This window comes from Achromobacter sp. 413638 (genome assembly GCF_043119405.1).
Classification (GTDB): Bacteria; Pseudomonadota; Gammaproteobacteria; order Burkholderiales; family Burkholderiaceae_B; genus Achromobacter.
In genome coordinates, this window is record NZ_JBICCO010000011.1 from 100,458 (window position 1) to 106,702 (window position 6,245).

Sequence of the window (6,245 nt, forward strand, 5' to 3'; positions counted from 1 at the left end):
CGCGGCGCGCCGGCGGACTCAGCCCAGCGCCCGCGTCGAATCGCGCACCACGATCTCGTAGCCCAGCGTGCGCACCCGCGCCTGCGGTTCGCGCGAGACCAGCTGTTCCACGGCCGCGTACGCCATGTCGCGGATCGGCTGGCGCAAGGTGGTCAGCTTGGGCCAGGTCTGGCGGGACAAGGGCGTGTCGTCGTAGCCGGCCACCGACAATTCGTCGGGCACCTTGATGCCGCGCGCATGCGCCGCGTACAGCACACCCGCCGCCATGTCGTCGTTGCCGGCGAAAATGGCGCTGGGCCGGTCGGCGCGATCCAGCAGCCGATCGCCGCAATGCACGCCGGAATCAAAGGAATGCAGGCCCTGCTCGACCAGGCTGTCGTCGACTTGCAATCCCCCCTCGGCCAGCGCATCGCAATAGCCGCGCAGGCGCTCGTGGGCGGCGCCGTGGTCCGGATGGCCGGCGACGAAGCCGATGCGTCGATGCCCCAGGCCGATCAGATAACGGGTCATGTCGCGCGCGGCGGAACGGTCGTCGGTGCTGACTTCCAACCCTTTCACGCTCGGATAGCTGGGCGCCAGCCGCACATAGGGCATGTCGCCTCGGTCCAGCGCGTCGATCAGCGCCGGCACGTCGGACACCGGCGGCGTCAGCACCACGCCGGCGCAGGCGCGCTGGCGCGCCGCCTGCGCGATCTGCTCGGCCAGGCCCTCGGCGCGGTAATCGCAGGGTTGCAGCAGCAGGCTGTAGAAATAGCGCCGGCACGCGTCCAGCGCCCCCTGCTGGATGTTGATCAGGTAGTTGTCGCTGGGATTGTCGTACACCAGCATGATGAGGTCGGAGCGCTTGCTGGCCAGCCGGCGCGCGGATGGATTGGGCTGGTACTTCAGCAGCTCGATCGCGGCCATGACCTTGGCGCGCGTCTTCTCGCTGGTGTTCGGCTCGTTGTTGAGCACGCGCGACACGGTCTTGATGGACACGCCCGCCTGGGCGGCCACATCATCGACCGTGACGGAACCCGTTCCCTTGCCGCTCGCCATGCCTCAGCACTCGACGATGTTGACCGCCAGCCCCCCGCGCGCGGTTTCCTTGTACTTGGTCTTCATGTCGGCTCCGGTCTCGCGCATGGTCTTGATGACCGAGTCCAGCGACACGTAGTGCTGACCGTCGCCACGCAGCGCCATGCGGGCGGCGTTGACCGCCTTGACCGAGGCCATGGCGTTGCGTTCGATACAGGGAATCTGCACCAGCCCGCCGACGGGATCGCAGGTCAGGCCCAGGTTGTGCTCCATGCCGATCTCGGCCGCGTTCTCGACCTGCTCGACCGTGCCGCCCAGCGCCGCGGCCAAACCGCCCGCCGCCATGGAACAGGCCACGCCGACCTCGCCCTGGCAGCCGACTTCGGCGCCGGACAGCGAGGCGTTGTACTTGTACAGCAGGCCCACCGCCGCGGCGGTCAGCAGGAAGGCGCGCACGCCCTCGCGGTTCGAGCCGGGAATGAAGCGGTCGTAATAGTGCAGCACGGCCGGGATGATGCCGGCCGCGCCGTTGGTCGGCGCCGTGACCACGCGGCCGCCGGCGGCGTTTTCCTCGTTGACGGCCATGGCGTACAGGTTGACCCAGTCCATCACCGACAGCGGATCCGACAGCGTGCGCTCGGCGCGCTGGGTCAGGTTGCGGTACAGCTCGGGGGCGCGGCGACGCACCCGCAGCGGGCCGGGCAGCTCGCCATCGGCCTCGGGGTAATTGATGCCGCAGCCGCGCGCCACGCAGTCCTGCATGACCTGCCAGATACGATCCAGGCCGCCGTTGACCTCGGCCTCGTCACGCCAGGTCAGTTCGTTCTTCATCATCAGCTGGGCCACCGTCAGCCCGCTTTCCTTGCACATGGTCAGCAGCTCGCGGCCGGTGCGGAACGGAAACGGCAGCTGGTCATGGGCAGCGATGACCTGGCTGTTGGACGCGCCGGCCGTGACCACGAAACCGCCGCCCACGGACAGGTAGCGCGACTCGCGCAGCGACTCGCCCTCGGCGTCGTAGGCGTGGAACTTCATGCCGTTGGGATGCTCGGCCAGCGCTTCGCGCCGGTAGAACATCATGTGTTCCTTCTCGATGAAGGGTACGGTGTGGCGTCCGAGCAACGACAGCTGGCGGCTGCTGCGCACCGAGGCCAGCAGGCCGGCGATGGCGGCCGGGTCCACGGTGTCGGGCGCTTCGCCCATCAGGCCCAGCAGCACGCCCTTGTCGGTGCCGTGCCCCTTGCCAGTGGCGCCCAGCGAACCGTACAGCTCGGCCCGCACCGAAGCCACGCGCGCCATCAGGCCGTCGCGTTCCAGGCCCTGGGCGAACAGCAGCGCCGCCCGCATCGGCCCCACGGTATGGGAGCTGGACGGGCCTATGCCTATCTTGAACAGATCGAATACGGAAACTGCCACCCCACACCCCAATGCAATCTAGAAGATGCGGCAATGATACGCGCAAGCCCCGCCGGCGGGCAGCATGGCCCTGGCGGGCGTATGCTCTATCAGGGACGGTTTGCCCCGGCAGGCGCCGGGCATGCGATCATTACAAAATTATTACTTGTCATAGAAAGAACACGCCAGGATGTCCGCACTCATCACCTTGCTCGACTTCGCCGGCTACGTCGCCCTGCTGCTCTGGGGCGTGCACATGGTCCAGACCGGTGTGCAGCGCGCCTTCGGCGCGGCCCTGGGCGCTGCCCTGGGGCGTGCGCTGGGCACCCGCCTGCGGGCCTTCGCCGCCGGCCTGGGCATCACCGCGGCGCTGCAGAGCAGCACCGCCACCGGCCTGATGATCACCGGCTTCGCCGCCGGCGGCGTGGTCGGCCTGGTGCCGGCCCTGGCCGCCATGCTGGGCGCCAACGTCGGCACCACCCTGATCGTCCAGCTGCTGTCCTTCGACCTGACCTCGCTGGCGCCCATCCTGATCCTGGCCGGCGTCTGGATGTTCCGTCGCTACCCGCCCGGCCGCACCCGCGACCTGGGCCGCGTCTTCATCGGTCTGGGCCTGCTGCTGCTGTCGCTGCACCAGCTGGTGCAGCTGTTCGAGCCGTTCCAGAGCGCGCCCATGCTGGGCATGGTGCTGGAAGCCTTGTCCACCCAGCCGGTGGTGGCCGTGCTGCTGTCGGCGATCTTCACCTGGGCCGCGCACTCCAGCGTGGCCGTGGTGGTGCTGGTCATGTCGCTGGCCAGCCATCACATGGTGGCGCCGCACGTGGCCTTCGCGCTGGTGCTGGGCGCCAACCTGGGCACCGCCATCAATCCCATGATCGAGGGCGTCACCGGCGATGATCCGGCCGCCCGCCGGCTGCCGCTGGGCAATCTGCTGACGCGCGCGCTGGGCGTGCTGGCCGGGCTGGTCGCGCTGCCGCTGGTGCAGCCGCTGATGAACCTGCTGGAAGCCGATCCGGCCCGCGCCGTGGCCAACTTCCACACGCTGTTCAACGCCGTGATCGCGCTGGTGTTCCTGCCCGTGCTCGCGCCTTACGCCGCCCTGCTCACGCGCTGGCTGCCCAAGCGCGCCGACCCGAACGATCCGTCGCGACCGCAGTACCTGGACGAATGGGCCCACGACGTGCCGGCCGTGGCCCTGGGCAACGCGGCGCGCGAGGCGCTGCGCATGGCCGACATGCTGCAGACCCTGCTGCTGTATGCGCGCGCCGGCTTCAAGCGCGACAACCGCCACCGCATGGTGCAGGCGCGCCAGCTGGACGGCGCGCTGGACAAGCTGGAGAACGCCATCACCACCTACCTGGCCACGCTAGACCAGGAGAACATGACGCGCGAAGACCTGCAGCGCATGGACGACATCCTGGCCTTCATCAGCAACGTCGGCCATGCCGGCGACATCGCCCACCACGGCCTGCTCGGCCATGTCGCCAAGCTGCGCAAGCAAGGCTGGGTCTTCTCGGCCGAACAGCGCGCCAGCCTGGAAGACACGCTGGGCCAGCTCATCGCCAACCAGCGCCAGGCCGCCGCCCTGTTCGTCAACGACGACCTGCGGCAAGCGCGCGCGCTGGCGGGCGAGAAGGCGCGCTTTCGCGGCATCGAGACCCAGGCCTCGGACGCGCATTTGCAACGGATCAAGGCCGGCGAAGTCGACGCCGCCGAAGTGGGCGCGCTGTACCTGGACATCCTGCGCGACATGAAGGGCATCAACTCCCACCTGGTGGGCGCGGCGGCCTACCCGCTGCTGGCCCGCCACGGCGAGCTGCTGCCGAGCCGCCTGCGAGAGTCTGAAGGGTAGACCCAGCCCCGAGCGCTGCGCGCTCCCCTCAAGGGGCGCCGCTGCGGACCGGAAGGATAAGCCCCACCCCCGAGCGCTACGCGCTCCCCCTCAAGGGGGCGCCGCTGCGGACCGGCGAAGCCGGCTCCGCGCGGCCCCGCTGAGGGCGTTCTTGCCTGCGGGCTATTAGAGGTGGTTCTGGAACCAGTCCAGCATACGGCGCCAGCCGTCCTGGGCGGCCTGGGCGTTGTAGTTGGGGCGATAGTCGGCCAGGAAGCCGTGGTCGGCCTCGGGGTAGACCACGATCTCGGAGCGGCGCGCCGCTACGCTGCCGGCGGCCAGACCGGCCTTCATCCTGTCGACGTCGGCCAGCGGAATGCTGGCGTCGCGGCCGCCGTACAGGCCCAGGACCGGGGCGCGCAGGTCTTGCGCCACGTCCAGCGCGTAGCGCTTGATGAGCGGGCCGTGGCCGACGCTAAGCTTGCCGTACCAGGCCACGCCGGCCTTCACGGCCGGGTTGTGCGCGGCATACATCCAGGTCAGGCGACCGCCCCAGCAGAAGCCGGTGACCGCCACGCGGGCCGGATCGCCGCCGTTGCGGGCGGCCCAGGCCAGGCTGGCGTCCAGATCGGCGTAGACCTGTTCGTCGGACACCTTGCTGACCAGCTCGGCGACCAGCTTGGGAATGTCGGTGTAGGTGGATGCATCGCCCTGACGCTCGTACAGGTTGGCGGCCACCGCCAGGTAGCCGGCGTGCGCCAGGCGACGGCACAGATCCTTGATGTGCTCGTGCACGCCAAAGATCTCCTGCACCACCAGCACGATGGGCAGGTTCTGCCTGCCGGCGGGCGCGGCATAGTAGGCGGCGATGGCGCCGTCATCCACGGGCAGCTGGAAATCGCCGTGGGCCAGCCCGGCGGCGTCGGTGTGAATGACGGTGGGGGCGATCTTGCCGGCGGCGGCGGAAAAGCTCATGGCGTACTCCTGTAAGGGCGCCGCCGGACGGTCGCGGGCTGCCTCAATGGCGGTGGCCGTGCTCCACAACTGGCGCGCCCTGGGGCGCGGCATCGTGCTCATGGCCATGATGCATCAAGGTGGTGACGCTGTAGATCAGCGCCACGCCCACGCCGACCAGCAGCAGTTGCGGGATGGCATCGGCGAGCGACACGCGCTCGTGCATCTGCGGCATCAGGTCGGCCACCGAGATGTACAGGAAGCTGCTCGCGGCGACCACCAGCACATACGGCACCAGGCCTTGGGCCTGTTGCAGCAGGAAGAACCCTATTATGCCGCCCACGGCTGAACACAGGCTGGTGAACAGGATCAGGGAGAAGGCGCGCCGCCGCGCCAGCCCGGCGTTCAGCAGCACCACGAAGTCGCCCAGCTTGTGCGGCACCTCGTGCACGATGATGGAAGCCGCCGTCAGCACGCCCAGCAGCGGATCGGTCAGGAAGGCCGCCGCCACCAGCACGCCGTCGCACAGGTTGTGCAGCGAGCTGCCGATCAGGATCATCACGCCGCCCCGGCCCGCCTCGTGGCGGTCATGGCCCTTGTGGTGATGATGGCCATCGCCTTCATGATGATGGCTGTGGCGCAGCAACGCGATCTTCTCCAGCACGAAGAAGCCGATCAGCGCGGCCAGCATCAGCCCGAACAGGACGTGTGCGTCGGCCACGCCGGACTCGAAGGCCTCGGGCAGCAGGTGCAGCAGCGCCACCGACAACAGCACGCCGACCGACAGACTGACCATGTGGTGCAGATACTGCGAAAAGACCTTGTAGGCCAGCCAGCTGGCGACCACGACGGCGAGCAGTCCGCCGGTGACGGTGGCAAGCAGGATCCAGAGCAGCAACATGGGAACGGGGATCGAAGGAGAGGAAGCGCAACATTATATTGTTGCACTCCAAAAAGCGGAAATGGGCGGCCCACCCGGCCCTTTACCCAGCGCGCGATTACGGCAATGCCGCGCGCGCGACTGGGCCGGGGCGCCCCGAATTTGCCA

General features: G+C 68.9%; 5 protein-coding genes. 1 reads left to right on the forward strand and 4 read right to left on the reverse strand.

Annotated features, from left to right (window positions below; genetic code table 11):
• Positions 1-18: 18 nt before the first annotated feature.
• Together ACEU5R_RS07180 and ACEU5R_RS07185 are read right to left on the reverse strand one after the other, a co-directional pair.
• Positions 19-1,038 carry a LacI family DNA-binding transcriptional regulator gene (locus tag ACEU5R_RS07180; RefSeq protein ID WP_392409642.1) on the reverse strand — a complete coding sequence of 340 codons (1,020 nt, stop codon included), beginning with the start codon at positions 1,036-1,038 and terminating at the stop codon, positions 19-21.
• Between the two features lie 3 nt (positions 1,039-1,041).
• On the reverse strand, positions 1,042-2,433 hold the full coding sequence (locus tag ACEU5R_RS07185) for an L-serine ammonia-lyase (RefSeq protein WP_392409644.1): 1,392 nt from the start codon (positions 2,431-2,433) through the stop codon (positions 1,042-1,044).
• 169 nt (positions 2,434-2,602) lie between these two features.
• Here ACEU5R_RS07185 and ACEU5R_RS07190 point away from each other — a divergent pair, with 169 nt between their 5' ends.
• Positions 2,603-4,264: a Na/Pi cotransporter family protein gene (locus tag ACEU5R_RS07190; protein WP_103273408.1), complete on the forward strand. Its 1,662-nt coding sequence runs from the start codon at positions 2,603-2,605 to the stop codon at positions 4,262-4,264.
• Between the two features lie 165 nt (positions 4,265-4,429).
• Here ACEU5R_RS07190 and ACEU5R_RS07195 read toward each other — a convergent pair whose 3' ends face one another.
• Together ACEU5R_RS07195 and ACEU5R_RS07200 are read right to left on the reverse strand one after the other, a co-directional pair.
• Positions 4,430-5,218 carry a dienelactone hydrolase family protein gene (locus ACEU5R_RS07195; protein WP_392409646.1) on the reverse strand — a complete coding sequence of 263 codons (789 nt, stop codon included), beginning with the start codon at positions 5,216-5,218 and terminating at the stop codon, positions 4,430-4,432.
• Positions 5,219-5,261: 43 nt separating this feature from the next.
• Positions 5,262-6,098 carry a ZIP family metal transporter gene (locus ACEU5R_RS07200; protein ID WP_103273406.1) on the reverse strand — a complete coding sequence of 279 codons (837 nt, stop codon included), beginning with the start codon at positions 6,096-6,098 and terminating at the stop codon, positions 5,262-5,264.
• Positions 6,099-6,245 lie beyond the last annotated feature (147 nt).

Excerpts from the sequence above, each read along its gene's own strand:
- ACEU5R_RS07190 (WP_103273408.1), top strand. The coding sequence starts at position 2,603 with ATGTCCGCACTCATCACCTTGCTCGACTTCGCCGGCTACGTCGCCCTG.
- ACEU5R_RS07195 (WP_392409646.1), bottom strand. The coding sequence starts at position 5,218 with ATGAGCTTTTCCGCCGCCGCCGGCAAGATCGCCCCCACCGTCATTCAC.
- ACEU5R_RS07200 (WP_103273406.1), bottom strand. The coding sequence starts at position 6,098 with ATGTTGCTGCTCTGGATCCTGCTTGCCACCGTCACCGGCGGACTGCTC.
- ACEU5R_RS07180 (WP_392409642.1), bottom strand. The coding sequence starts at position 1,038 with ATGGCGAGCGGCAAGGGAACGGGTTCCGTCACGGTCGATGATGTGGCC.